Annotated in this window: 36 protein-coding genes and 1 pseudogene; 10 read left to right on the forward strand and 27 right to left on the reverse strand. The window is 50.4% G+C overall.

Annotation, left to right across the window (positions count from 1 at the left end; all coding sequences use genetic code 11):
• Window positions 1-2: 2 nt before the first annotated feature.
• The 27 genes and pseudogenes from EL098_RS10220 to EL098_RS10365 all read right to left on the reverse strand — a co-directional run bounded on the left by EL098_RS10220 (window position 3) and on the right by EL098_RS10365 (window position 16,564).
• Window positions 3-938: a phage head morphogenesis protein gene (locus tag EL098_RS10220; protein ID WP_126356119.1), complete on the reverse strand. Its 936-nt coding sequence runs from the start codon at window positions 936-938 to the stop codon at window positions 3-5.
• Window positions 913-2,241 carry an anti-CBASS protein Acb1 family protein gene (locus EL098_RS10225; protein ID WP_126356120.1) on the reverse strand — a complete coding sequence of 443 codons (1,329 nt, stop codon included), beginning with the start codon at window positions 2,239-2,241 and terminating at the stop codon, window positions 913-915. Before EL098_RS10225 ends, EL098_RS10220 begins: the two co-directional genes overlap by 26 nt.
• A 21-nt stretch (window positions 2,242-2,262) precedes the next feature.
• A complete protein-coding gene (locus EL098_RS10230; protein ID WP_126356121.1) occupies window positions 2,263-3,516 on the reverse strand; it encodes a PBSX family phage terminase large subunit in 1,254 nt (417 codons plus the stop codon).
• A complete protein-coding gene (locus EL098_RS10235; RefSeq protein ID WP_126356122.1) occupies window positions 3,513-3,932 on the reverse strand; it encodes a terminase small subunit in 420 nt (139 codons plus the stop codon). Before EL098_RS10235 ends, EL098_RS10230 begins: the two co-directional genes overlap by 4 nt.
• Before the next feature lie 3 nt (window positions 3,933-3,935).
• Window positions 3,936-4,244, reverse strand: a complete 309-nt coding sequence (locus EL098_RS23450; protein WP_232012391.1) for a hypothetical protein — start codon at window positions 4,242-4,244, stop codon at window positions 3,936-3,938.
• 519 nt (window positions 4,245-4,763) lie between these two features.
• Window positions 4,764-5,316 (reverse strand): annotated as a pseudogene (locus EL098_RS10245) (Rha family transcriptional regulator).
• Window positions 5,317-5,495: 179 nt separating this feature from the next.
• Window positions 5,496-5,933, reverse strand: coding sequence for a lysis protein (locus tag EL098_RS23660; RefSeq protein WP_126356123.1), 438 nt, complete (start codon window positions 5,931-5,933; stop codon window positions 5,496-5,498).
• Window positions 5,930-6,418 (reverse strand): lysozyme, encoded by a 489-nt coding sequence (locus EL098_RS10255; protein WP_126356124.1) that lies wholly within the window; start codon window positions 6,416-6,418, stop codon window positions 5,930-5,932. Before EL098_RS10255 ends, EL098_RS23660 begins: the two co-directional genes overlap by 4 nt.
• A 2-nt stretch (window positions 6,419-6,420) precedes the next feature.
• Window positions 6,421-6,636, reverse strand: a complete 216-nt coding sequence (locus tag EL098_RS10260; RefSeq protein WP_126356125.1) for a class II holin family protein — start codon at window positions 6,634-6,636, stop codon at window positions 6,421-6,423.
• Between the two features lie 201 nt (window positions 6,637-6,837).
• On the reverse strand, window positions 6,838-7,443 hold the full coding sequence (locus tag EL098_RS10265; RefSeq protein WP_126356126.1) for a hypothetical protein: 606 nt from the start codon (window positions 7,441-7,443) through the stop codon (window positions 6,838-6,840).
• Window positions 7,444-7,689: 246 nt separating this feature from the next.
• Complete coding sequence (locus tag EL098_RS10270; protein ID WP_126356127.1) at window positions 7,690-8,451, reverse strand: antitermination protein; 762 nt, start codon at window positions 8,449-8,451, stop codon at window positions 7,690-7,692.
• 172 nt (window positions 8,452-8,623) lie between these two features.
• Window positions 8,624-8,803 (reverse strand): hypothetical protein, encoded by a 180-nt coding sequence (locus EL098_RS10275; protein ID WP_126356128.1) that lies wholly within the window; start codon window positions 8,801-8,803, stop codon window positions 8,624-8,626.
• A gap of 172 nt (window positions 8,804-8,975) precedes the next feature.
• Window positions 8,976-9,374, reverse strand: a complete 399-nt coding sequence (gene rusA, locus EL098_RS10280) for a crossover junction endodeoxyribonuclease RusA (protein WP_126356129.1) — start codon at window positions 9,372-9,374, stop codon at window positions 8,976-8,978.
• Window positions 9,371-9,661: a DUF1364 domain-containing protein gene (locus tag EL098_RS10285; protein WP_126356130.1), complete on the reverse strand. Its 291-nt coding sequence runs from the start codon at window positions 9,659-9,661 to the stop codon at window positions 9,371-9,373. Before EL098_RS10285 ends, rusA begins: the two co-directional genes overlap by 4 nt.
• Window positions 9,654-9,953, reverse strand: a complete 300-nt coding sequence (locus EL098_RS10290) for a hypothetical protein (protein ID WP_126356131.1) — start codon at window positions 9,951-9,953, stop codon at window positions 9,654-9,656. The genes EL098_RS10285 and EL098_RS10290 overlap by 8 nt, the downstream gene beginning before the upstream one ends.
• A 156-nt stretch (window positions 9,954-10,109) precedes the next feature.
• Window positions 10,110-10,889 (reverse strand): DNA cytosine methyltransferase, encoded by a 780-nt coding sequence (locus EL098_RS10300; protein ID WP_126356133.1) that lies wholly within the window; start codon window positions 10,887-10,889, stop codon window positions 10,110-10,112.
• Window positions 10,890-11,093: 204 nt separating this feature from the next.
• A complete protein-coding gene (locus EL098_RS10310; RefSeq protein ID WP_126356135.1) occupies window positions 11,094-11,543 on the reverse strand; it encodes a DUF1367 family protein in 450 nt (149 codons plus the stop codon).
• 8 nt (window positions 11,544-11,551) lie between these two features.
• Entirely contained in the window at window positions 11,552-11,749 is a 198-nt protein-coding gene (locus tag EL098_RS10315; protein ID WP_126356136.1) for a hypothetical protein, read from the reverse strand.
• Complete coding sequence (locus tag EL098_RS10320; protein WP_126356137.1) at window positions 11,742-12,047, reverse strand: hypothetical protein; 306 nt, start codon at window positions 12,045-12,047, stop codon at window positions 11,742-11,744. The genes EL098_RS10315 and EL098_RS10320 overlap by 8 nt, the downstream gene beginning before the upstream one ends.
• 10 nt (window positions 12,048-12,057) lie before the next feature.
• Window positions 12,058-12,282 carry a hypothetical protein gene (locus EL098_RS10325; protein WP_126356138.1) on the reverse strand — a complete coding sequence of 75 codons (225 nt, stop codon included), beginning with the start codon at window positions 12,280-12,282 and terminating at the stop codon, window positions 12,058-12,060.
• A 282-nt stretch (window positions 12,283-12,564) separates the two neighbouring features.
• Window positions 12,565-13,062 carry an HD domain-containing protein gene (locus tag EL098_RS10330; protein WP_197718551.1) on the reverse strand — a complete coding sequence of 166 codons (498 nt, stop codon included), beginning with the start codon at window positions 13,060-13,062 and terminating at the stop codon, window positions 12,565-12,567.
• Window positions 13,059-13,445 (reverse strand): hypothetical protein, encoded by a 387-nt coding sequence (locus tag EL098_RS10335; RefSeq protein WP_126356139.1) that lies wholly within the window; start codon window positions 13,443-13,445, stop codon window positions 13,059-13,061. The genes EL098_RS10330 and EL098_RS10335 overlap by 4 nt, the downstream gene beginning before the upstream one ends.
• Window positions 13,442-14,137: a replication protein P gene (locus EL098_RS10340; protein WP_126356140.1), complete on the reverse strand. Its 696-nt coding sequence runs from the start codon at window positions 14,135-14,137 to the stop codon at window positions 13,442-13,444. Before EL098_RS10340 ends, EL098_RS10335 begins: the two co-directional genes overlap by 4 nt.
• Window positions 14,134-15,063, reverse strand: coding sequence for a replication protein (locus tag EL098_RS23470; protein WP_408609124.1), 930 nt, complete (start codon window positions 15,061-15,063; stop codon window positions 14,134-14,136). The genes EL098_RS10340 and EL098_RS23470 overlap by 4 nt, the downstream gene beginning before the upstream one ends.
• 14 nt (window positions 15,064-15,077) lie before the next feature.
• Window positions 15,078-15,875 carry a ParB/RepB/Spo0J family partition protein gene (locus tag EL098_RS10355; protein ID WP_126356141.1) on the reverse strand — a complete coding sequence of 266 codons (798 nt, stop codon included), beginning with the start codon at window positions 15,873-15,875 and terminating at the stop codon, window positions 15,078-15,080.
• A gap of 38 nt (window positions 15,876-15,913) precedes the next feature.
• Window positions 15,914-16,252: a hypothetical protein gene (locus EL098_RS10360; RefSeq protein WP_126356142.1), complete on the reverse strand. Its 339-nt coding sequence runs from the start codon at window positions 16,250-16,252 to the stop codon at window positions 15,914-15,916.
• A gap of 126 nt (window positions 16,253-16,378) precedes the next feature.
• The gene (locus tag EL098_RS10365; protein ID WP_126356143.1) at window positions 16,379-16,564 is read right to left on the reverse strand and encodes a Cro/CI family transcriptional regulator; all 186 of its coding nucleotides are present in this window, start codon (window positions 16,562-16,564) and stop codon (window positions 16,379-16,381) included.
• 81 nt (window positions 16,565-16,645) lie between these two features.
• Between EL098_RS10365 and EL098_RS10370 the strand changes: the two genes are divergently transcribed.
• The 10 genes from EL098_RS10370 (at window position 16,646) to EL098_RS10420 (ending at window position 22,264) form a co-directional block, all read left to right on the forward strand.
• Window positions 16,646-17,341: a S24 family peptidase gene (locus EL098_RS10370; RefSeq protein WP_126356144.1), complete on the forward strand. Its 696-nt coding sequence runs from the start codon at window positions 16,646-16,648 to the stop codon at window positions 17,339-17,341.
• 84 nt (window positions 17,342-17,425) lie between these two features.
• The gene (locus tag EL098_RS10375) at window positions 17,426-17,857 is read left to right on the forward strand and encodes a hypothetical protein (RefSeq protein ID WP_126356145.1); all 432 of its coding nucleotides are present in this window, start codon (window positions 17,426-17,428) and stop codon (window positions 17,855-17,857) included.
• A complete protein-coding gene (locus EL098_RS10380; protein ID WP_126356146.1) occupies window positions 17,854-18,465 on the forward strand; it encodes a hypothetical protein in 612 nt (203 codons plus the stop codon). The genes EL098_RS10375 and EL098_RS10380 overlap by 4 nt, the downstream gene beginning before the upstream one ends.
• A gap of 56 nt (window positions 18,466-18,521) precedes the next feature.
• The gene (locus tag EL098_RS10385) at window positions 18,522-18,755 is read left to right on the forward strand and encodes a hypothetical protein (RefSeq protein ID WP_126356147.1); all 234 of its coding nucleotides are present in this window, start codon (window positions 18,522-18,524) and stop codon (window positions 18,753-18,755) included.
• A gap of 860 nt (window positions 18,756-19,615) precedes the next feature.
• Window positions 19,616-19,945, forward strand: a complete 330-nt coding sequence (locus EL098_RS10390) for an antitermination protein N (RefSeq protein WP_126356148.1) — start codon at window positions 19,616-19,618, stop codon at window positions 19,943-19,945.
• Window positions 19,946-20,430: 485 nt separating this feature from the next.
• Entirely contained in the window at window positions 20,431-21,060 is a 630-nt protein-coding gene (locus EL098_RS10400; protein WP_126356150.1) for a hypothetical protein, read from the forward strand.
• Between the two features lie 86 nt (window positions 21,061-21,146).
• Window positions 21,147-21,377 carry a hypothetical protein gene (locus EL098_RS10405; RefSeq protein ID WP_126356151.1) on the forward strand — a complete coding sequence of 77 codons (231 nt, stop codon included), beginning with the start codon at window positions 21,147-21,149 and terminating at the stop codon, window positions 21,375-21,377.
• Between the two features lie 109 nt (window positions 21,378-21,486).
• Complete coding sequence (locus EL098_RS10410; protein ID WP_126356152.1) at window positions 21,487-21,768, forward strand: hypothetical protein; 282 nt, start codon at window positions 21,487-21,489, stop codon at window positions 21,766-21,768.
• 49 nt (window positions 21,769-21,817) lie between these two features.
• Window positions 21,818-22,024, forward strand: a complete 207-nt coding sequence (locus EL098_RS10415; protein WP_126356153.1) for a hypothetical protein — start codon at window positions 21,818-21,820, stop codon at window positions 22,022-22,024.
• 12 nt (window positions 22,025-22,036) lie between these two features.
• On the forward strand, window positions 22,037-22,264 hold the full coding sequence (locus EL098_RS10420; RefSeq protein ID WP_126356154.1) for a hypothetical protein: 228 nt from the start codon (window positions 22,037-22,039) through the stop codon (window positions 22,262-22,264).
• Window positions 22,265-22,405 lie beyond the last annotated feature (141 nt).

Below are 22,405 nucleotides of genomic sequence, written 5' to 3' on the forward strand. Positions count from 1 at the left end.
GATTAACCCTTAGCCCACTGGTAGCCACGGGCTGATATGTTTTCGAATGCCTCTTTGGCACGTTTAATTGGCGTGTCAGATACCGGCTTGCCGTCATCGTCGACCAGCACCGAAACAGTGGAGCATTTGCAGTTGATTGAATTTCCATCCCGTGACCACCAATCTCTCTGCTCGTCCGCAGTGAATAGCTTTGCGTGTCGCGCTGCATGGCTGTGTCGAGTGGTCGGGCTCAGCGCTGAAATGTGAAGCTGCTTTGTCTTCAGGCCGAATTCATCCTCTGCCTGATCCGCTTCATCCATCCTTGCCTGCCTGAGCGCATTGGTTATCTCAGTGCGAGCCACCCGGTTTGCGCGGCGCTTCTCGATGCCGGTTTGCTGGGTTAGTGACTTAGCCACCTCTGACGGCGGCAACCCACGAGCAATGCCATTGGTCAGGATGCGTGACATATCAGCCACGATTCCGGCGGATAGCCCTTTCATCTCTTCGAACTCACGAGCCCTGAGCAGCACCAGTCGGCGCTGATACACATCACTCAGCAGGATGTCTGCGATGCTGTTCTGTCCGGCTGCGTACACATCAGACTGCTGCGATAAGTTGGCAAACTCCTGAGCCGTGCCGCGCTGATATGACGGCTTAACGTAGCCATCAAAGAACCAGAGATTGAACTCACCACCCTGAAGCATGATTTCCTCAACTAACGACTGAGCGTTATTGAGAAGCATCGTTAATAGCCCCTGGTCTAGCTGGAAGGTGTATTTCTTGTTTACTGCGGGAGATGCGGGAATGCGGTTTAGTGCGTCGATATATGCCTGACTGGCTTTCTTTACACGCTTTGCGAATTCATTCATCGCGCCGCGCTCTAGCCTGTCTACCCCTGTCGGGTCGGCAAGGTTACCGGGAAGAATCGCCGGTTTAGGTTTCTTCTTCCTCGTCGTCATCGTCCTCACCTAGTGGCGGTTGCGTACCTTCATAGCCGGCAGCGGTACGAATCTCATCGCCAGTAAATGGCTGCTCGCCTGACGCCTGCATAGTGCTGTTGATTTGAGCCATCTTGTATGCGGCATCCAGTTTCTCCGTGTCAGTCTGCGCGTTAAGGTCATCCCAGATAACGGCGCTTTCCGAAACATCGTCGATAACCTTCAGGTCGATGAGCTTCTGCACAAAGTCGCCGATTTCCAGCGACAGGTCTTCGCGTCTGGACTGACAGCGGGCGTTGAAATATCGCTGGTCTTCCGTGCTGGCCCGCTCGCCGGTCTGCATGCCAACCATGATTTTGGTAGGGATGTCGAGCGCGGCGGCAGCGGTCTGCAGGTTGACGTTATATGTCGGCGATGGGTCGGCAACCTGAGTAACCAGAGGCGTGACGCTTGCGCCCTGAGTTGTCAGGGTGGTGTCATTCCCCCGGTTAACCTCTACTGCAACCTCGTCGAACCTGGCCTGAAGCTCATCAACTGGCACCCCATACATTGAGGCGAGGTTATTGAAGTCGATATCCTTCTCGAAGTTGATATTCAACTGCCGAGCCGCGTTCTTCAGGAATGACTCACCTGAACCGCCCTCCACCTTCTCCAGACTGACAAAGGCGTTATAGGCTGGCTCAAGGAAGCCAATAGCGTCAGAGGTGTAGTCGCCCACGATGAATACCCGGCTTGGGTGGATGAATACCCGGCGAGTTGAGCCATTCGGTAACTGTTCTGTGTACTGCCACTGCTTAGGCTGGCCGTAGGTTGGAGAGTTAAGGCCGGTATCCCATTCGGAAACCGTCAGAGAGCCAGCCCATGCAGCAGTAATCTTCTCCAGCCCCCTGCCTTTCTGTGCCTCAAGGTTCCACGTCTGGTTATCCTTGACGTGCAGCAGCAGCCCTGCATAGCGACCCACCAGGCGGCGGCGGTCAGCCTCTGCGAACACTCGCCAGAATCGGTGATTCAGCACCGGCTTGAGCTTCCGCTCCCATGGCGTTTCTTTCTTCGCGTCGTCCTGACTATCGCCCTCGATCACCTGCGGGTTAGACTTCCAGCAGTTGCCGATGAGCTTCTCTACCGCACCGTGGGCAATGCCGCCACGGCGGTAGAGTTTGTACAGGTCATTGAATGTTAAGTCGTCTTTGAATCCGTATTCGCACCATGCCGATGCGCGTTTAGCATCAAGCCCCATTGATGGGGTTAGCAGCATCTCACGGGCACGAGCGAGCCGTGCATCACTGATAGCGTGATTCACTGCGAGTTGTAGGTTTTGGTTCATGCTGTGTCCGTTTGGTGGGGTTTATCTGCCTTGCAGGCGCTTAGGAATCATCATTCCCATAACTTGAGCCTTGCGCTTAATGTGGCCGTCCAGCGAGTACCTGATTCCGTCCCAGCAGTGCTCATTGCCATCGGCAAGCTTAGGCAGCACCTCGCCGGTTATACGGTCAGTTTTGTAAGACCATAGCCGCGCTTCTTTCGCTACATTCTTGCAGCGAGGGTGAATGACTATCTCATCGAAACCGCGAAGGTGTGCGATGCCATCCTCTACGCTTCCCTGCCATTTCTCAGCGGCCGATATTTTGAAGCCCTGCCGCTTCAGGTAGCTGATGGTTTCTGGTCGTGCGGAATCTGCCTTGATAGGCCAATCACGCGAGCCCGGAATTGTGTCGTACAGCTCTGGCATGTGGTCGAGTTCGGTTTGCAGGCCGTAAGCCTCATATTCGACGTAGAGCGTATTCCCGATAATAAAGCTACGGGTCAGCGTGTTCGGGTCTTTTGCGAAACCGAAGTCGGCTCCGAAGAATAGACGATCTGCTTCTTTCCAGAGGTCATCAGAGAATCCAGACACGCAGTATTTACCAGACAGCACCTGCTTATCGGAGTTTTCGAGATAAGCCCCTTCCCACACCCAGGAGTATGTTGCAGGATCGAGTCGCCGCTGGTCGTTAAGGCGCTCACCATCCAGCACATCAGGAAACCACGGGTTGTCGGTGTAGTTCATCTCGACAGTAATGCAGTCGTCACCGGCCTCTTTGCGGAATCGCTTATCAGTAGCGCTGCCGTCTCTCTCAGGGTTCCATGTCACCCATATCTCGGAGCCTTCTTCACGAACCGTAGGGCTGAGCTTCTGCCAGGCTGTCTCGCTTACCGACTCGGCCTCATCAACCCAGCATAGCAGGATGCGAGCCTTTGACTTGATGCTGTCCAGGTTATGACGCAGACCGGCGAAAACGTAGCTCACGCTCTTGTCGATTGTGCGAATGTATTTCTCGCCAATATCGAAGTGAGCCGCCAGCCACGGAACGCCCAGGATTGCTTGCTTCACTTCCTGCATGCTCGACTCTTCCAGCGAGTTCATAAACTCACGAGCGCAGAGTATCACCCCGGCCTCGCCGTTCATCATCGACTGGTACGCTTTTACAGCCGTCATCATGGCGAAGGTGCGAGTCTTTGCAGAGCCACGCCCGCCGTGTGAGCAGCGATAACGTTTATTCACAGCGGTGAACAGCGGGGCAAGCTTTGCGGGGATCGGAAGCTGAACAGCGTCACTCATGATTTAGGCTCAACAGGGAGAAGCTGAATAACGGTGGGCTTTGTCGCCATGCTGCCATCTGATGAGGTGTGATCGACAATCTGCTTATCGAGCCCAACCAGTTTAGCTTTGCCCATCGTGGCGGCAACAGCCGCTGATGATTGCGGTGTCTCCGCGCTCAGCGCTTTCTGCCTGGCCTCTTCAAGCTCAGCGAGCAGTGAATCCACGGTGACGTTGTGGCGCTGTTTGATTTCACCCTGCAGCTCTTTAATCCTTAGGGCTACCTTAGGGTTATCCTGCAGCTTGCTGGCTTGCACATGTACTGCCTCAGGCTTCATCTTGTCAGCAGCATACGCCGACCGATAAGCCTCAGAAGCATTACCCGTTTCGATGTATGCCTGACAGAAAGCCTCTTGCTTAATTGTCAGACCTGCCATTACTTATTCCTCTTCGCTGGCCTCTTCGGGCTCAGGTTTCTCTTCTTCCGGTTTCGGCTCTGTTTCGGACCCGGCCTCAGGCTTGGCTTCATCAACCGGCTTAGCGTCAGGCTCTTTCGGCTCTTCCTTCACTTCGTCAGTTACCGGAGTAAATCGAATCTCGCTGACCTCATCGCGCTGGATGTATCGCCAGCCGCCGTTTTCGTCTGCGATGGCGTAGAGACCGTTAACGATTTGAGGCTCTTTGACAGCCATCAGGCCTTCGTAGATAACGCCGTCTTTTTTCTGGACTGTTACTTTGTATTTGGTCATTTCGGAATAATTCTCTGCCTTGGTGAATACTTTCCCGGTAATTCATGAGACATCCAATGTCCGAAACTTACATAAAACTCTGTCAAGGCCATCAATATGACGACCTTTGCAGAGCTTTATAAATCACTTACCTTCAGTTGCTTTGTCCCACTCTTCGCGGAACTTGCTTGGGTTGTTGCTACCTTGCACTGACATGATTCACCTCTGTGTTAGTTGAGTGTTTTCCTGATTCATCCACCGCAGTTCAGGTTGACTGCCAATGAGGGATAACCCGCTTGTGCGGAAACCCGGTGTAACCCGTTACTGATTAACTCCATCCACTCGCATGTAAGGAGCCCGCTATGGCGGCATGGTCTTAGTTGAGATGGAGAGACTGCGACGGGGTGGCGCTGTGGTGAAACTGGTGCGCAACGTTCGCTACTGCTTCACGCAGTGGCTATGTCACTTGCGGCTTACCCGCCAGCAAGATTGTGATCACCGCCTTATTGGGGTTTAGCAATCTGTTCCTTGTCGGGGGAATTACTTTGGCAATACACCGCTGATGCCAGGAAGAGTTATCTGCCCGCGCTGTTCAATGCGTTCAATTCTCGCCAGCAACGCAGGCTTTTTTGACCTTGCCCCAGCGATTGAGAAGACGGCCGGACATGCTGGCAACATCCTTCTCTTTCATGTATTCGAGCATGACAGCGTTTCGCTCGGCTTCCAGGCTGTCCTTTCCTTTGGCGATAATTTCTGCCATCCAGTCAAAAGCAGCTATATACGCCTCCTTGAAAGCGAACGCCGCTGAACCAGTGAAGCTGAATACAAGCATCGTCCAGCCATTTCTCGTCATTCGATAAAAGGGCTGCGGCTTTCCGTTCTGTAACTCATTGTTTTCATGGCAAAGCGCAAAATTGCGCTCTGCGAATTCTGGAGAGCAGGACTTGATTACGTTTCTTGTCTTGCGCATTACATCCTTATGACCTTTGCCAAATGCCTTGGCTACCTTGAAGGTGTCGGTAGAAGACTCTTTGCCGCAAAGAAAGATCAACTCACGGAAATCGAATCCGTTAACAACTGTTGGGTAGTTCATGGCGATTACCTTTTAGAAAGATGAGCCTGTTCGCACAGAAAAGCCGCCCCGAGATGGTCGCCACCATATACGGCAGTTCTCAGGCTCAGCTTTCTGAAAGACTCGGGATTGATATGCGCTGCGACGCGCGTTTGGTTTACTGCGGATATAAAAAAGCCCCGGTCTATGCCGAGGCTTCGTTATCTGAGGCATTGCTGTCTGATGTAGTCCTGCAGGTAGTTAACCTGACCGGTCACTGTTTCGATTCGCTGTCGGAGAGTGAAATAATCCCGTTCAGCGGAGTCAGTAGGTCTGGCGGTGGAAGCATCGCCCAGGCTGCCGGTTGTGGTGGCGTTATTTGAGCAGGTGGCGTTGAGCTGCAGCCGCTTACGGCCAGCAACGACATCGCTATGCAAACGCTCAATGGTTTCTTTTGCATCCGCAAGCTCTCCTGTGTATTTGGCATCCAGTGCGGCGGCATCACGCTGTCGTAGCTGCATATCGGTGATAGTGGCCAGTGCTTTATCACGCTGCTCTTTGTATGCGATAGCGTTTGAACGATAGTGATCGACAGACCAGCACAGGCCAAACAGGATGGCGGCTACGACGGCGACGACGATTAACGTTGCGCGGTTCATTTCTGGCTCCAGGTGCAGACCTCGCGTTCAACCTCGCGACGGTTAATCAACCCTTTCCATTGCCTGCCACCGGCATAAGTCCAGCGCCGCAGCTCATCACAAGCACCGGCATAGTCTTTAGCGTTTAGCTTTTTCATCAGCGTGGAATTGATTGTCGCGGTTGCGCCAACGTTGTATGCGAATGAGTAGATGGCGGCTCGTTGAGTTTCTGTTGTCGGCACTTTAATGGCAGGATCAACCTGTTTCGCAATGCGCGTCAGGTCTGCCTTAGTCAGCGCGTCGCACTCTTTGTCCGTGTAGCGCTTTCCGGGGATGATGTCTTTGCCGGTATGACCGTCGCAAACCGTGAGGACGCCGACCACGTCCTTGTAGGCAACGTACTCTCTACCCTCAAGGCCACCATTGCCGGAGAGCATGACTGTAGCAATGGCAATTGCGCCAGCGCCAGATACGCCAGCAATCGCCTTTCTCAATGCTGGATTCATCTTCACTCACCTCGGGCAGCTTTTCGCCTGTCTTCTTTGATTTTGAAATAGAGACTGGTTAGCCAGGTAAGCAACGCAAAGAACAAGCTGCCGATAACGCCTATGGCTGCCCATTCCTCAGGCGAATGACTGTTCAGAAGCCTGTTAAACCAGAAGACAACGCCGGTCCCGGAAGCCCCGTAGGATATTGCGGTTGATAGTTTGTCCATGCGATACATACTCTTCACCTCCCGGTTAAGGGCTGTGCTGTGTGTTTGTTTGAAAGGAAAAGTGAATGCGCATTGCGCTAAGTGTTTTTGGTTTGCGCTCACCCCGTTACCGCGATGCGCTACGAGGGGATAGAGGGTGTTCCGGGATTTGGGATGAGCACAAACAAAAAAAGCCCCGGACTATGCCGAGGCTATTCATATTCTTTAAGCTTAAAGGTTGGGGTCGTTAAGCTGGTCTATAAAAGCTGATTTAATCAGAGATGCAGATTCATTGAACCTGCCAGAGCCTGCCTCTAAACCGTGAATGCGGAGAGAAGAACGATTCTTCCCAGCAACCAGAACTAGCTCGCCTCCCTCGTACCACATTTCTACCGGAACATAGATCCACTCACCGCCGGTTGTGGCATTGTTTACCATAAGCCCAATGGAGAAACGCATTACGTGCGCCCCATCAGTAGGCAGTGAAGATGCAGGTCTTTTTTCGTAAAGAACAGACTGATTGGTGACGTAAGTTTCAATGAACTTTAATCGCCGATTATCCAGATCAAACTCATAATCAGAGGGCAGCTCTAAAGACTTCGTGAGAACATCCATAAGGCCAATAGCATCCTGCTGCAATCGGTGCCTTCTTGCTGCCGCTTTGCCTTCCATCTGGCGCTTCTTATCAAGGATGGTTGAGTAATTTATTTGCATTCCTTTCTCCAGCTCTTGAGTTGTAGGAATGCGCATAGTTATCGCCTTTTCAAAGAAGAACAAGCCACCAATTCGGGCAGCTTTAAGCCAATAAAAAAGCCCCTGCATCTCTGCCGGGGCCATCAACGGAATCTTTCGACCCGTAATCGCGAGGCATTTAACCTCCCCACTTCTGACCTCTCAGCCAGCTTGGTTGGAGTACCAGGCCTAAGCCGAAGTGACCAACTAGGCGGAATCGGTAACTCAGGAGCCGCCTCTCTCATCCTGAGCACTTAACAACAAGCGGAATTACCACTGTTAGGAAGTTTATCCCTGACTTCGGGAAAAGTAAATAGCCCACTAAAATTTTGTGAGCTATTTTATCTTTCGCTATGCAGTGGCTTTCTTCAGCATCCTGTCGGCGTTTGACTCCTGAATATCCAGCTCAGTAGACAGGCTGTCATAGAATGACTTCACACTCTTCTTCCAGGTGTCGAGTGAGATGCCATCCGTTATGTCACATACGGCTGCATGAACCTCAGTTGACGGGATGCGCGAGTAGCCTGACCCGCCGCACTGCTTGCAGTCGCCCATCACCGGAACTCCTTGCCGCTTAGTTTCCTTTTCGTTGAGAGCTTTCCCGCGCCCCTTGCAGTCACGGCAGGCGGTGCTGATTACTTTCTTCCCTTTGCACTTATGGCAGATTAACCTGGTAGTCTCTTTGATTTCACGCCGACCCCATCCAGAGGTTTTCATCGTGAACACTTCCGCGTCAACAAACCCGGTGCCGCTGCAGCAATCACACTCCCTCGTGCTGGCCGCGCTGCGGGAATAATCCGCATATGCGTAAATTGCGAGGATTTGCATTACTGCTGGTTTAATATCAGGGCTAAGTTTCCGAAGTGCTGGAACCTTGTCGCAGTTATCAAGTGCATGTTGTGTCAGTAGTTCAATAGCTTTCTCACGGTCATTGCTACTGACACCCATTTTCCCCATAAAAGCCGAGAATCCCAAAGGCGCTCTGCTTTGCACCATCCCCTGCGCTGCCATAACATCCGTTCCTGTCAGGCTGTCAGTTTCGGTTGCTCGCGGAGAATCGCTCCATTGTGATGTCTTGGCGAAGTGGTATTTGAGTCCGTTTTCAAGGTTCACTATGCATCCTCCCGTAAAAGCGATTTGAGCGCGCGATACTTCCGGCTGAACTTTATGCCTTTCCAAATGACATTCCATGACTCACGCTGACGCTTGTAGCGGATGTAGTTTTTGATAAACCAGCACGTAAAAAACGTGAAGAAAATGCCGACCATCAGCATATCCAGTGGAATCATGCGGCATCGCCCCCATCAGGTTTGTTTAAGCCGAGTCGCTCGTCCAGCTTTTCCCGCTGGCTCAGCAGAAAGACCATAAGCCCTTCAACTTGCTTAATCTGGGAATCGATGGCCTCTCTCTGCCTCTCGTCAATCTGACGCTGAATCTTCACTGTGTTGATGTCGATTACGCTCATTGCTGCCACCTTAACGCTGCGTCTAAATCGCTTTGAGGGATTGCCAGGAGAGTTTTCTTTTCTTCCGGCTTCAGGTTTCTGGCTCCCATCAGAACGATTCCAGATGGAGTCCTTACTGCCTGAACATGCTTTTGCCGATACCAGTTGAGTAGTGCCAGTGTGTTTTGAACACTCATGCTGCGCTCTCCATTAACTCTGTAATTACCGGTAATTCCCCGTCAATCTCATGCATCACAAGCCACAGCATGCCGCCCTTGTGTCGCTGACAGCGCTTAATCCGCATGTCGTCAATCTGGCCGTCATCCAGCCAGAAGCCCGCACTGGTGAGTGCGTCAAAAACGGCTTTGGGTAGATTGTCCAAATCGCGTTTGCGGTTGTCGGGTGGTGCTGCGTGGATGGTGATTCTGATGCGGGGTGTGATGTTGATATCTAACTTTGCTGCCTGGATGATTTCGATTACTTCTTTTCGGTACCGCTTGCCCCAGTCGCTGATAAAGTGCCTCCCTCGGGAGTGACGCCAGTAGCGATTGTTGCTGGGCGGCCAGGGTAGTTTCAGATGATAGGTATTCATGCTTTCAGCTTGCCCTCCGATATCAGTGCTGCCTGGGTGCGGATAATGCCCTCCAGATGCAGCGTGTGAGCATATTCAGCATCAACGGTACGGTTTCGTCGGTCTATCGCATCGTGACAAGCTGAGCAACACCACGCGCCAAACAGGTCATCCGCCTTCATGCCGACACCGGTTAATCCTGCCATCCGAAGGTGGGCAAGAATTACCGTTTCGCTGTTGCCGTTACACACGCCCGGAATACGCACCATGCATTCACGGCCGCGCGCTTCTTTTCGGAGGTTAGCCATGCGTCAACTCCTTCTCATGCTCGTCTTCGTGGCTGAAGTCTTCTCCGTCGATGGGCATAAGCCATTTTGCGGGGCAGTTAACCACTGGTGTCTTAATAACCAACCCACCGGGAAGATAACCTTTTAGATTTCCCCCAGAGCAAGATTCCACTTGCCATGCCTCAAACTCTATATTTTCAGTTACCCCACTGACTACACCTAGATTTTTTAACAGCCGCACTGTCGCGCCGATATTTTCTTGAATGCGGCTTTGGATAATCACCGCCAGCCCACCCACTCTTAATTCACCCATTGCTATTCACTCCCTTCTTCCCGGTTTCAATGTACGCATCACTCGCGCACTCGTTACAGCAGTGCACTTCGTCATCATCAAGCACCCTGGCACAACCAGCACATAGACCAGCTGCTGTGTTGCTGTTGCGTTCGTATGATGTGGTTTCAGATGGGGTTAGCATGGCTGGCACTCCATGAAAACTTCTATAAATTTCGTTGCCGCCTGAGAAATGATGGCGTTTCCGTAGGCGCTGTTTTGTGCCAGCACGGTGGCAGACCCATCAACCAGCAGGGGAAGGCAGGATTGAGGGACTTTCCTGTCCATCCCATCATTCCCGCGTAGTGATATCTCACTGCCAAACCCAAATCCGTTACCTTTGGATTTCTGGCTCCGAATGATCTTACCTTCCTCGCCATGAACTGCTCTGGAGTTCCACCCGCTTGCGTCTTGGTTGGAGTAGGCCACGAAGTAAAGCCGGTCTCGCTTATGCTGGGAGCCGACAGTGCCACCAGGTATATTTTGCGCCCCGATGGCGTAACCAGCCATTTCCATGTCATTTGCCACTTTATCAAACCATCCGTTTTTAAAAGCTGTACGAACCTGCTCTCCAAAAATCGTTGAAGGACGACACTGTTTAATGAGCCAACTCCACGATGGCCAGAGGTGTCTCTCGTCAGCAAACCCAGCTCCTTTGCCTGCCGAGCTGAAAGGTTGGCATGGGCAACTTCCTGTCCAGACTGGTCTATCGTCTGACCATCCAGCTTGTCGTAATGCGTAACTCCAGACTCCAATTCCGGCGAAGAAGTGACACTGGGTAAATCCTCGCAAATCGTTTGGTGTAACATCTTCAATGCTCCTTTCGTCGACTTCGCCCGGGGCGATATGACCGCCAGCGATCAGGTTCCGCAGCCACTCTGCGGCGTAAGGGTCTATCTCGTTGTAGTAAGCCGTCATTCCCAGCACCTCTGCTGATATGTTTTGTCTGCTCTCGGCTCTGTCCTTCCCTCAGGCAGCAAAGCGGCTACGTTCCAGTATCTCGGATCGGCGCTTAGTGTCTTTTCGGTTTGAACGTTGCGGAGGGTGTAGCGGTGGATTAGTTCGTCTGCTTCTTCGGTGGTGAGGTCGTGGTGTATGAACCATGTTTTATGCATGCTCTCCTCAGAAGTAGCTCTGTAGTTGGTTGAGGGTCCGCTGGTCTTTAGTGCCGGCGAATACGTGTTTTATGGCGGCGTTAATCATCGACTTATAACAACGCTCGAACTCGTCAGCGTCCATGTTCGCGTAAGCCAGACTCTTGGCCTCCGTCCTGATGTCACCGTTAAGCCTCATCGTTTGCTCATAGAATCCCGCCAGGATGGTTAAGTCCTTCCTGAATCGATCAAACTGAGTAGCTTCATCTGCGTTGGCCAGGGGCGTCCTTTCGGCGCTCCAGTGCGCAAAGCAGAAGTTGAAGAAGGCGAACATCTTTCGGTGAAATGCCGGTCGGCGGGTTAGCTTTATCTCGGCGGTGTAGGTTTCGCCGTTCTTGAATCGCTGGAGTCTTTCTAGGTCTGTTTCATGCGCTGGAGAGAATACGCCGCCTGGGTGTTTAACCAGGTCGATTTGCATTGGTTACCTCAAATTTTAGCGGCCTCTTTAAGCTGCTGTTCGATTGCTGAACGCATCAGCTGCGCCTGATAAAACGCTTTGTCTGAGCGCTCACAACCGTCAGTACTAATAAGCAAAAGTTGCTGCCCCATGTTCACTGTGTTTATCAGTGCGTCACATAGTTTGCGGTACTGCCGCTTTGTGAGCGTTACTGTTTTCTCACTCACCCCCTTCTCCTTTAACGGTTATGCCTGCTGCTTCCATTGCTTCTTCGATTTTGTCTCTGTCGTAAACAGCGATGGCTTCGCTCACAAACCACCCTGGAAGCTCAACAACGAGCGCTGCTCTGCTGGCCTGCCATGCCATCAGCATTGCCTGAATGTTCAGATAAAGCTCAACATCATCATCCTCGTGGATAATGTATTCGCCTTCCTCTTCGTCAAAATCGGCAAATTCAAAATCAGACTTTTCGATAATTTCCGATTTGAACCACGCTTCAAACTGCTCTCTTGATTTACTTTCCATATCCCCTCCGTTACGCCTTTTTCGGCTTTGTTTTTTTCTCTGTCGCAGAGATTGTTACGTTTCGTGTCCTGACCTGCGCCGGAAGCTCGCTGCGCCCCGTCATTGCGAGTAAGAAGTCCTCAGCGGTCATGGTGACGGTTATTTCACGGCCAGTGTCGAGTTTTATGACGAATTCCATTCGGTGAAGCTCGGCCTCTACATCATGACGCCTGTTTATATCCACTCTTGCTTCCATATCCCCTCCAGTAAGGCCGTGGCCGGTTAGTTGATAACTTCACATTCATACGGATAAACGGCAATTGGCTCGCCGCGCCACTTGCACTCGAAATAATCAACTTCACCGTAGTCGTAAACAACATCGCTCACTTCGAGCACATCACCTTCCTTTGGGTACCCGTCTTTATCAGTCCAATCAGCCGTCATTTTCACTTTCACTTCTCTTTCCTCCCGGCAGCACAAATAAAAAAGGCTGCGATGATGGTCAGCAGCCCGGATAATAGTTCAGCGGTGTAGGGGTTCATGGTTTGTCTCCCACCTGCTCCCTTGCGATAGCCAGTAGCCTTGGGTCAGCTTCTGTTAGTACATCAAGCAGCAGTCGCTTCTCTTCGAGGTACGTAACCGCGAACTTCGGGTCGTGCTCAACGATGCTGGAGGTGTTGCTGATGAGGTCTGCGACTTTGATGGTTTGCACCCATGACTCCGCTTGAGACAGCCGCTCGCGGCTCAGTCTCTTACGCTCAGCCCGATTCCCTTCTTCCAAATCAGACAGCGCCATGACACCACGAGCGACTGCTGCCCCGAATTCACTTCTCAGTTCCTTTTCCGTAACCCCCAGGTCTTCGACCACATCGTGAAGCCATGCACAGGCAATCGCGACTTCATGAAGCAGCACAGCCGAAACGATACCAGCAACCTCTGCCAGGTGATCGGTGTATGGGTTATTGGTGTACTTTCTGCGCTGGTCCTTGTGCTTATCCATCGCAAATTTCATTGCTCGAAACGCTAAATCGATCACAGCCTCACTCCTTCAAGCATCTTGTTAATCTGATAGCCCTGCCAGTTCTGGCGGCACTCGTCGAATATGGTGTTGCCGGCGGTCGATTTGACGAACTTCAGCCTGCAGGTGACACCGATCTTGTCTGAGGTTTTGTATGGCCCGCGACCGTATTTAGCCGGGGGAGTGGCGTCAGGAGATACTGTGTAGAGGTAATTGCTCCGCTCACCAGTGCGGATAATCTTTCCGGTCTGCCACAGCTTAGAGAACACCGATGAGACTGCTTTTGGCTCCATACCAAGCAACCTGGCCACGCTATGCAACCGGCACTGTGGATTGTCTTTGATAGCCATCCATACGCGATATGGCAGAGTGGTTTCTGGTTGGCTTGGTTCAATGATCATGATTTATCCCTCTTCGGCATGCCCAGCTTTGCGCGGAGTTCGGCAATTTTATCGAGGCCTTTCTCGTTGCTCATTGGGATGTGTAATTTTGGAATCTGCACCACCGGTGCGGGAATTGCCTCTCCAGCATCAATCCGGCGCGACATAGCCCTCAACTCAGTCGTGCAATGCTTTCTCAGCTCTGACTCTGTCAGGTTCAATGAGCGCATCTGTGAGTAGAGTTTTGTCACCATCCAGTACGATGCATTACTCGACCACGGAAAAGTCTCAGGAGAGGCGTACAGACCGCGACGGGCGCTGTAGTCCATCACCATGTCAAAGAGCTCTGATTCATCAGGGAGACCATTGGCGACAATGGCTGCTTGCTTGCACCAGGCGATGAACTGCCCTGGTGACGGCAGAAATGGTGTTTCCTGCTGTCTGGCGATCTTCATCCCTGCTTCGACCTGCGCCATGCTGACAATTCCGTTTTCAGCGAACGCCAAAACCCATTGCCTGCGGAGCTGGTTCAGATCGTCCTGCTCCTTGATTGTGGCCATCAGCGCCGGAAAGGCAGCCTTTAGCTCTTTGAACAGGGAATTGAAAACCGTAATGGCTTGTTCAGGAACCTGCTGCTTTGGCTTATCAGCGCCGTAAATCTGCTGCAGCGTCTGGCCATCACGATTTCGGATTGCAGTGACAACGTTTTTCATAGCGTTAACCCCTGAGCCCAATCAGTGTTGTTGAAGTCCAGCGATGGCCTGCCGCCTCCAGCACCCCCATCCTGCTGCTTGCCGCGCTTAATCTCCAGCTGCACCCACTTTTCACGCAGCGTTGCTGGGCAAAGCACATTGCCTTTCCAGAATGAATCCTGGGTTGCCCAGCGGAACAGGGAGCACATGTCCTTGTGAGTGCGATCGTCTCGCTCTCTCATCAGGCGAATGTCATTTGCCCAGGCGGTGAAGTTTGGTTTTCTGGCAGAAGGGGCAATGGTCAATACGGTATCGAACATCCACTCGGCGGCGCGAAGGTCGTCAGCAGTTCCCCACTTGTCGCCTTTCGGTGTTTGAATGGCGGCATCTGGCCTTACAAACTTATCTTGCTGAACAGCAGGAAGTGAAATTCCCGGACGAGTATTAAATACGTTAGTATTTAATATATTATTGTTTATGGACAAACGCTGGACATCGCTTGGACAAACATCGCTGAGAGCCGCATTAACACTGGCGTTTGCGTTGGACATCTGTTGGACATTCGTTGGACAAATTTGAGACTGAAAATCGTCATATTTCAGGATGGAAATCACACTGAACTTCCTCCCTTTTGAGCTTATTTCAATCATCCCTTTTGCCTCGAAAGTCCTGAGTAAGCTCTTCACTTTGTTGTCCGGAATAAACGTCTCGCTTACCAGCGTTGGCCTGCCAGTTATCATCTCCCCACGCTTAACTTCCAACTGCCCGATATCGGTCTCTACGAGCTCGCTGGAGTGATTTGCTTTGAGGATGAGGTGTAACCACAGGTGAACCGCTTGCGAGTCCTTGTATAGCTTGCTGTCCATGAATTGACGGTGGATCAAAGCAAACCCCTTACCGGCAATCACCGGTTCGTTGCTACCCGGCTCCGGCCCGGGGAATCTGATTACCTCTGCTGTATTCATGAATCCTCCCACCCTGCTTTCTTCATAAACTCGCGATATTCAGCCAGGATAGCTTCAGCCGGTTGCGGAATTAAAACCTCAGTATCTGCATCAGCTATCGCCTGAATGAACGCCATGGCCTTGGCAGAGCTGAATTTCGGCATTGCCGCATTACGGGTCAGTTTCTTCTTGCCGGCCGCTTTCGCTTCGGTCATTTTCTCGGCCGCCACCGTGGATGCCTGAGAACCATGCTCACGCGATAAAGCAACAGCAGTGGTTGCTGATACCTCGCCAGTGCGAACCATCTCGATCAGGGTGTCGCCACAGGTGAGTAGCTGCAGGTGATGCTCTACATCAGCCACGGAGCGCTTAACCTTCCGGGCTATCTCAGAAGCTTCCCATCCCTGATTGCTCAGGCGCTGGTATGCAGCTGCTCGTTCCAGTGGGGTTAATGGCTTCCCCTGGCTGCTGGTAACCATGAAGGCAATGCGATCAGCGTCAGAGCCGATGAAGTCCTTACACTCAAGGCGAGGGATTTCGTGGCCAGCGGCGGTTGCCAGTAAAGCGCCGTGATAACGGTGGTGTCCGTCGATGATTTTCACGCCCTGCTCTGTCACCTGGACGGCCAGAGGCGGCACGTATTCACCCTCAATGAAGGCGTCGCGGAATTCCTCAACGTGAACCTGGTCGATTTCGCGAACGTTAAAGCCGGGCTCAACGTAGATTTCATTCAGCGGAACGAGGAAGGTCTTCTTAACCGTGGTGCCGGTGCCGTTTTTGTCTTTCGACTTGTAATGCAGTGAGAGAGAACTCATAATTACTCCTGTATGTTGATCCAGTGAAACTTCATACGTCAGGCCGGGAAAGTGTTCGCGCACTGCCCGGCTTCTTCTTTTGTGATTTCCAGCTGCAACTTTGCGAATTCCATCGCTACAGTCATCAGCCACCGGTATTGCTCCATCGGTATCTTCTTCTCCCCTTTCATCACGAAATCCTCAACGCCACATGCGGCGAGCTGATCCATAATCTCCGGGTACTTTTCAGTGCGTCTCAGCACCGTTGAGTCGGCAACATTAAGCAGCTTGGCCACTACCGTCTGACGGGTAACACTAAGAGCCTGGTGAGCTGCTGACAGCAGATGCCGACCGATGAAAGACACTGTTTGCGTTTTGCGGGTGTTTGCGTGTTCCATTTGTAATACTTCCCTTGGTTAATAAATTAGTTACGTGACGAAGCCGTAGCGGTCGCCACTTAGATTTGTAGTCTTTTGGATTACTGCCCTTCTTCAGGGCTGGATGTGTAAAGAGCGGGGTAGTGCTTAGGCTGCTGCGCGATATGCGGCTTCTTGGTACTTCAGGGCGCCAGCGGTAACGACTTCCAGTCGGTAGGCGTCTTTCTCAGGAATTACCTGTTTCCACTGAGAAACGGCGGCGTCACTAATACCTAATGCTTTAGCTACCGCTCGCTGGGTTCCGAAGTGGTCAATTACTTCTTTCTTGAACATAGACTCGCTCCGAAATTAAAGAACACTTAAATTATCGAACTAAAGGAATCTTAAGTCAACTGTATTTAAGATGTCTTAACTATGAAAAATGAAACGATCGGCGACCGCATCAAAGCGACTCGAAAAGAACTGAAAATCAACAACCAAAAAGGCCTGGCTAAACTAGTCGGTGTCTCATACGTTGCTGTCTCTCAATGGGAGCGAGGAGAGACTGAGCCAACTGGTGGTAATCTGATGCTTCTTGCTAAAGCGTTGGGGGTTCGTGCGGAATGGCTTACCAACGGTGAGCTTCCAAAGCGAAACGATGGTCAGGAACCGCCCGTTTATACGATCCAGGCTGAGCCTAACAGCTATGTCGTGGCCGTTTTGGATGCCAAGGCTAGCGCTGGAAATGGCATAGCGGTGTTCAATGAAGTGGATGAGACGATCTCCAGCATCATTTATGAAAACGACAAGGCTATGGAGATTTTCGGTCACCGCCCAGCTGAGAGCATGCGGGTGATCACTGTTGTCGGTGACAGCATGTCAGGCACCATCGAGACCGGTGACAATATCTTCGTTGATATCTCGAAAGACTACTTCGACGGTGACGGCATCTACGTCTTTAAGTTCAAAGGCTCTCTAATGGTCAAGCGCCTACAGTTCACCGCGGATGGCCTGTTAGTTCGCTCTGACAACCCGAAATATGCAGACTGGCTGATCAGGGAAGAGAACGAGCAGCATCTCAAGGTGTTGGGTCGGGTGATCTACACCCACTCAGTAACGCGCTACGTTTAAGCAGAGTCTAGCCCCACAGCCTGACGAGACGTTTGAGTAAAGAGGCCGCAGAGATGCGGCTGTTAAAGGAAAATTGGAGTCGCAATGACTGGTTTCGAAAAAATCACCTTCGTCATACCATTTAACAATGATGACGAACTAGTGAAGCCTATTACATCGTTTAAGGCTGAGAAAATCCCTGGAGACCTAAAAATCAATTTCAGAATTGGCTTTGTTGGTCTGAAGGCTGGGCATCGGTACCATTTTAAGATTTTCATTAACCCCATCCATCTGAAGCTAAAGGTTGGTGAACAAGCCCAACTTCAAAGTCCATTCAGTGAGTCGGCGAAGATGTTTATAGACACCCCAGAATCTAAGGATGAGGATAGTATTGACGGGCAGCTAAATGTTGAAATGGGAAAAGTTAACATTGTTGCTCGAGGGATCTATGAGGTTAAGTCCGTACTAACAGATAGTGATGCAGAGGACAGTGAACTTCATGTTTTAACAACTTTCTTTTCAGTTGAAAGCGAATGAACGATAATCGTAAAGATAGCAAAATGCTTGTTGCAACGGATTTTCAAAGGTCAAGCTTAAGGGTCGTTGCCGGAACTGATTTTGCCTCTGGGTTTGAAAATGATGGCAGTAGACCATATGATGATATCAAAGATGAAAAAGCAACCGAGGGTATAATGTCAGATATCACCAGAAGCGAATTGGATGCTCTGCTTAAGGCAAACAAGGCTGAAGTAGATGCTATTGCTTCTGGAATTCGTAGAGAAATGTCCGAATGGAGAGAGCAGAACAATGCGCAAATCTCTCAGCTGACAATTGCCATAAACTCACTATCAGCAAAAGTTGATGGCAAGATGGATAGTGTTGAAGGCGACGTAAAGTCCCTAAGTGGTAAGTTTGAAGGAATACAAGGCCAAATCACTGGAATCAATACTGCAATCAGCGGAATTCAATCTGGGATGTCTACAAAATTAGCTATTTTTGGTGTGATTATCGCTGTTATTGTTGCAATCCCAAGCCTTATGTCCTCATTTAAAGATCCTGTCCCAGTGAACCAGCAGAGCCAGACTCAGCCACCAATAATAATCCAAGTTCCACAGTTGGAAGCTCCATCAAAAAACACCCATTAACCCGGCCACCGAGCCGGGTTTTTCATGGTACAATGCCCGTCCCAGAGAAATTTGCCATGAAATCTGAAGACACCCTCGACTGGTACCCCGCCCAACTCCCTCCTGTAAAAATTATTCTCGGTACAGCTGTACTGGAGGTAGGGAAAACCGGAAGGCCAATTAATACCCGTACACTGCTTGAGTATCTTCAAGTCTCACAAGGAAAACAGAAAAGAAGAGACAATAAGGTCGCCATGCAGACAGCGATTGATGTACTGCGCGACAACCAAAGAATTAACGGCAGGAACTAATCGTATATATTTCAACCCGGCCACCGAGCCGGGTTTTTGTTGCCTAATTAGTAACATGGACTATTCTCAAAATGTAGTAAGCGACAGAGACATCGCTGCAAGCTGTAACTACGTTTCCCACCCGGCTACCTCGGCCGGGTTTTTTATACCGCCCCCAAAAAACACCTCATTAATGACACCCCACGCCAATGCCATTTTCCACTGAAATTGCCATTTTTTTCTTAAAAAATATATTCTTGCGTGATCCAGTTCGTCGCCTAGAATAAGTTGTGAGATCGACATGTCTCAACCTTGTTGTAGACCTTTTGCTCCCTTACCCGCCCTTGCCTATGGGCGGGCTTTTTTATTCCCTACTCCATAACACCCTTAGCCACACAACATATCTTCGCCATAACCGACCATCCAACCATCCTGCATGCTTCATCATAAAAAATCTGCTCTCCATCAATCATCGCCACATAAATGTGAAATTTTAACCAACCGACCCTACCACACGCCCACCGAGATGGCACTTAAGCACCCCCGGCAATTAAATTTAAGTTTTCTTTAAATCTAGCTTGACGATAAATTTAAGTTGTCTTAAATTAAGTCCATCGGCAGGACGCACTACTCACCAGGACGGTGAACGCTCATTAACAGATAGCCCTGAAGAAGGGCGAATACACCGAGACAGTTTGTTTTGGGGTGTGGCGAAACAGGTAATGGTTCGCAGGCATCGTGAAGTAATCGGGATTGGCGGCGCTGCCACCTGAAAATTTATCGATGGTGCGTGAATTGATCACTCACGCGAAAAGACCAGCGGATTCTGTGGTTCGATTCCACATTCACCACACCACCAAAACACACTGACAGGAGGATGTATGGACTCACAAGCACGTCGCCGCGAACGTCGCGCAGCTAAACAAACTGAATGGAAAGCTGCTAACCCCCTGTTAGTGGGAGTAAGCGCAAAGCCACAGCGCCAGGTGCTGACGCTGAACCGTAAGGTTGACCGGGTGCAGAAGGCGGCTGAGCCAATCCGTAACGAGATGGCCACGCAGATTATTAAGGCTGCAGATGTTCACGAAGCGCTGCGCAACCAGTCAGATAAGCGCAATCAGCGCATGTGGCACAACAAACCAACCAGAGAGATAGGTATCACCTGCTCTGGGCGTCAGAAGATGAAGGGAAAGAGCATCCCTTTGATTTAAAGGAACAGGAAGTCATTTGTTCGGACCATGAGGAGCGAGATTGAACTCTAAATTATATAAATTGCCATCTGGCGCTTTAAATTCAACTTCAAAGTAAATTTTGGGGTTGAATGGATCGGGGACATTTTTGGCTATGCACGTCGACCGCCATGGTATATGCCCACTCTTTCCTTCACCAAGAGACCGGGACTTCCACCAGTCGTACCATGACTGATCATTTGGCTGGTCACTACCCTTTTCTCTTACGAACCAATGATTTCTCTTTGAGCGATTACTCATTTCTGTGTTTGGGTACATAGGGGAAGTAAGCTTTTTATCAATCAACATAAGTCCTCTTCGGTAATTACCTTTTAGATATTTACATTCTGGGTCATAACAATGATTAATCAAGTTTTTCATAAGGTTGCTTATGCGACCTTTATCGCTCTATCGGGCGGGCTATCGTAAATCTGAGAGCGTTACCGCTCGTTAATTTGAGGTGAGATATGGGCGACAGATTTGAAGGGGAGATTATTCGCGGTGTTATTAACGACACTCGCCTCTTCCCTTGTATTGAGCGGGTTAGAAGTGGGTTTGTCCAGAAATTCGGAAAAAGAATTGTTCAGGGTGGTAAGTGCATCCAAGAGTGCGATTTTGAAATCACTCCACCAGAAAGGAGTTGGTATTCAAAGGAAATTGATGGTGTGTGGCACTGGGTTGAAGGCTGTAGCCATTGCAATGGGAACCCCAAGGACTGGGACTATGTTCGCTGCGATAAACATGATGTCTGCGTTGATTGTGGAGTAGATAGAGATAACGCAGAGAAATCTACCAGCGGCGCTGTGTGGTGGTGTAGTGGAGGGTGGCGTTGTAATGATTGCCAAGAGCGTATTAACAAAAAGCGCCTAGCAGAGGCAGAATCAAGGATCGTTCCTGATGATGAATATGATGAGATGGATTTTTGGCGCGAAGATGAAGCTCGCTGCCCGTGGTGTAAAGCTGAAATATCCACCGACGAATCATACGACGCCTATCAGGAAGAGCATACGTGCTATGAGTGCGAGCGTCACTTCAAGCTGACGGCAGAGCATTCGATTTCATGGACAACTATTCGTTCAGTCAAGAAGGTCGCTTAGGCGGACTTTGTCGCTCTATCAGGCGGGCTATCGTACAAGCCGCAAAGATGCGGTTCATATCATCAAATAATTGAGAGGGTTACAGCATGGCAATTAGCGCAACATTAAAAGCAAAGCAACTAAACGGCGTAGTCCCATTCGGCGACGGCTGGGGTCGCCATGTGGAGATTGACGTCGAAGATCTGGATATTGCCGAGGCTGTTAATGCTGATGAAATAATCAATGAATATTCCACTGACGATTTGCTCGATGCGATTGGTGAAGATGCAGTTATTTCATGGCTCAAGGAATGCGGATACGAGGTCAATAGCCTCTGACTCTTTCAGCTCTATCGGGCTGGGCATAGAAAGACATTAACGGTAACGGCCAGATAAACATTAACGCCACCTTCGGGTGGTTTTTTATTGCTAAGAACAGGAGTTATAGATGGAGCGTTTTGCAAAGTTATTTGAAAGTCACGGTCGCCAGATTTTGGTTCGTAAAGGAGAAAACAGCGATGGAGAATGCGCACTATGCATTTCAACAATGTTCGATGGCGCTGAAATGTCTTTGAATCTCGGATTTGGTGAGAATGAAGAGGCAATGAGCAATGCACTGGAATCATTTACTCAAGAGCAAGCGGATGTGTTCGGAAAGAAGTTTGAAGGACAAAATAGCGCATTCGAAGCATTTAAATCACTGACTAACACTTGCGAAGATGATGACTAGGTCGCTAAGGCGGCCTTTTTTATTACATACGGTTTAACAGAGGTGAGAGATGGCAAAGCAGATTGCAGAGGCAAAAATCCTTGACGCCAACGGTACGTATTTTATCGACGGCAGCATCCATCCCGTCTATCTGAATGAAGACGGCGACACTTATTTGGTAGAAGAATACGAAAAAGGGGAGCCGTGCGAGCATGTGATTAAAGACCTTTTCGCAGATGGTGTTCTGGTTGCAGTAAATCCTATTGGATACAGCTAACAGAGGTGAGAGATGGAAACAGGTGGACAGGCTTTCCCACGCCAGCAATGGGAATATGACGGGCAAAACAATGTGCTGCAGTATCAGGAAGAAGGCATGACACTGAGGGATTTTTTCGCCGCGAAGTTCATGCAAGGCGTTTGCGCCAACCCGGACAAGCTATACAGCGATGAGCATCTTGCCAAAGAGGCTTATGAAATGGCTGACGCAATGATCAAAGCCCGTTCGGCGCACAACTAAATATAGGATGAGGATATGGCCAATTACCGAAACGTAACTATCGAATGGCTAATCGCCATGCTTGCTGATGGTTATGTCGCTATCTGCGACGCAGACAAGCAAGAAATTCTTGATGTGACATTCGAGTAACCTCCGCATCAG

Source organism: Cedecea lapagei, assembly GCF_900635955.1.
GTDB lineage: Bacteria > Pseudomonadota > Gammaproteobacteria > Enterobacterales > Enterobacteriaceae > Cedecea > Cedecea lapagei.

Coding starts and splice junctions, on each gene's coding strand:
- EL098_RS10220 (WP_126356119.1), bottom strand. CDS start 938: ATGACGACGAGGAAGAAGAAACCTAAACCGGCGATTCTTCCCGGTAAC.
- EL098_RS10225 (WP_126356120.1), bottom strand. CDS start 2,241: ATGAACCAAAACCTACAACTCGCAGTGAATCACGCTATCAGTGATGCA.
- EL098_RS10230 (WP_126356121.1), bottom strand. CDS start 3,516: ATGAGTGACGCTGTTCAGCTTCCGATCCCCGCAAAGCTTGCCCCGCTG.
- EL098_RS10235 (WP_126356122.1), bottom strand. CDS start 3,932: ATGGCAGGTCTGACAATTAAGCAAGAGGCTTTCTGTCAGGCATACATC.
- EL098_RS23450 (WP_232012391.1), bottom strand. CDS start 4,244: ATGACCAAATACAAAGTAACAGTCCAGAAAAAAGACGGCGTTATCTAC.
- EL098_RS23660 (WP_126356123.1), bottom strand. CDS start 5,933: ATGAACCGCGCAACGTTAATCGTCGTCGCCGTCGTAGCCGCCATCCTG.
- EL098_RS10255 (WP_126356124.1), bottom strand. CDS start 6,418: ATGAATCCAGCATTGAGAAAGGCGATTGCTGGCGTATCTGGCGCTGGC.
- EL098_RS10260 (WP_126356125.1), bottom strand. CDS start 6,636: ATGTATCGCATGGACAAACTATCAACCGCAATATCCTACGGGGCTTCC.
- EL098_RS10265 (WP_126356126.1), bottom strand. CDS start 7,443: ATGGCCCCGGCAGAGATGCAGGGGCTTTTTTATTGGCTTAAAGCTGCC.
- EL098_RS10275 (WP_126356128.1), bottom strand. CDS start 8,803: ATGAGCGTAATCGACATCAACACAGTGAAGATTCAGCGTCAGATTGAC.
- rusA (WP_126356129.1), bottom strand. CDS start 9,374: ATGAATACCTATCATCTGAAACTACCCTGGCCGCCCAGCAACAATCGC.
- EL098_RS10285 (WP_126356130.1), bottom strand. CDS start 9,661: ATGGCTAACCTCCGAAAAGAAGCGCGCGGCCGTGAATGCATGGTGCGT.
- EL098_RS10290 (WP_126356131.1), bottom strand. CDS start 9,953: ATGGGTGAATTAAGAGTGGGTGGGCTGGCGGTGATTATCCAAAGCCGC.
- EL098_RS10300 (WP_126356133.1), bottom strand. CDS start 10,889: ATGACGGCTTACTACAACGAGATAGACCCTTACGCCGCAGAGTGGCTG.
- EL098_RS10310 (WP_126356135.1), bottom strand. CDS start 11,543: ATGCAAATCGACCTGGTTAAACACCCAGGCGGCGTATTCTCTCCAGCG.
- EL098_RS10320 (WP_126356137.1), bottom strand. CDS start 12,047: ATGGAAAGTAAATCAAGAGAGCAGTTTGAAGCGTGGTTCAAATCGGAA.
- EL098_RS10325 (WP_126356138.1), bottom strand. CDS start 12,282: ATGGAAGCAAGAGTGGATATAAACAGGCGTCATGATGTAGAGGCCGAG.
- EL098_RS10335 (WP_126356139.1), bottom strand. CDS start 13,445: ATGATCATTGAACCAAGCCAACCAGAAACCACTCTGCCATATCGCGTA.
- EL098_RS10340 (WP_126356140.1), bottom strand. CDS start 14,137: ATGAAAAACGTTGTCACTGCAATCCGAAATCGTGATGGCCAGACGCTG.
- EL098_RS10355 (WP_126356141.1), bottom strand. CDS start 15,875: ATGAGTTCTCTCTCACTGCATTACAAGTCGAAAGACAAAAACGGCACC.
- EL098_RS10360 (WP_126356142.1), bottom strand. CDS start 16,252: ATGGAACACGCAAACACCCGCAAAACGCAAACAGTGTCTTTCATCGGT.
- EL098_RS10365 (WP_126356143.1), bottom strand. CDS start 16,564: ATGTTCAAGAAAGAAGTAATTGACCACTTCGGAACCCAGCGAGCGGTA.
- EL098_RS10370 (WP_126356144.1), top strand. CDS start 16,646: ATGAAAAATGAAACGATCGGCGACCGCATCAAAGCGACTCGAAAAGAA.
- EL098_RS10375 (WP_126356145.1), top strand. CDS start 17,426: ATGACTGGTTTCGAAAAAATCACCTTCGTCATACCATTTAACAATGAT.
- EL098_RS10380 (WP_126356146.1), top strand. CDS start 17,854: ATGAACGATAATCGTAAAGATAGCAAAATGCTTGTTGCAACGGATTTT.
- EL098_RS10385 (WP_126356147.1), top strand. CDS start 18,522: ATGAAATCTGAAGACACCCTCGACTGGTACCCCGCCCAACTCCCTCCT.
- EL098_RS10390 (WP_126356148.1), top strand. CDS start 19,616: ATGGACTCACAAGCACGTCGCCGCGAACGTCGCGCAGCTAAACAAACT.
- EL098_RS10400 (WP_126356150.1), top strand. CDS start 20,431: ATGGGCGACAGATTTGAAGGGGAGATTATTCGCGGTGTTATTAACGAC.
- EL098_RS10405 (WP_126356151.1), top strand. CDS start 21,147: ATGGCAATTAGCGCAACATTAAAAGCAAAGCAACTAAACGGCGTAGTC.
- EL098_RS10410 (WP_126356152.1), top strand. CDS start 21,487: ATGGAGCGTTTTGCAAAGTTATTTGAAAGTCACGGTCGCCAGATTTTG.
- EL098_RS10415 (WP_126356153.1), top strand. CDS start 21,818: ATGGCAAAGCAGATTGCAGAGGCAAAAATCCTTGACGCCAACGGTACG.
- EL098_RS10420 (WP_126356154.1), top strand. CDS start 22,037: ATGGAAACAGGTGGACAGGCTTTCCCACGCCAGCAATGGGAATATGAC.